This window comes from Halomonas borealis, from assembly GCF_004798905.1.
Lineage (GTDB): Bacteria > Pseudomonadota > Gammaproteobacteria > Pseudomonadales > Halomonadaceae > Halomonas > Halomonas borealis.
On sequence record NZ_SDMO01000138.1, the window covers coordinates 1 to 237 of the forward strand.

Below are 237 nucleotides of genomic sequence, written 5' to 3' on the forward strand. Positions count from 1 at the left end.
CGCTGTTTTTCTCCTCCAGATAAACTGCTAATCATTGTGGATAGTTTTTTATTTAAATTGACCGCATTCAGTGCCTCCTTTTTTTGTTTTACTTTCTCTTTCCTACTTAATTTGCTATATTTTAAGCCTATTTCTAAATTAAAATTAATTGTTTCTTCTTCAACTAGACCGAAATCTTGAAATAAAAATGATATTTTATTTCTCTTGATTTTTAGTTTTTCTTTTCCTTTCAGCTCT

At 27.8% G+C, this 237-nt stretch carries 1 protein-coding gene; it reads right to left on the reverse strand.

Annotation, left to right across the window (positions count from 1 at the left end):
- Positions 1–237 (reverse strand): ATP-binding cassette domain-containing protein (locus ETC07_RS16435; protein ID WP_136249350.1); only part of this gene is annotated, 237 nt, incomplete at both ends.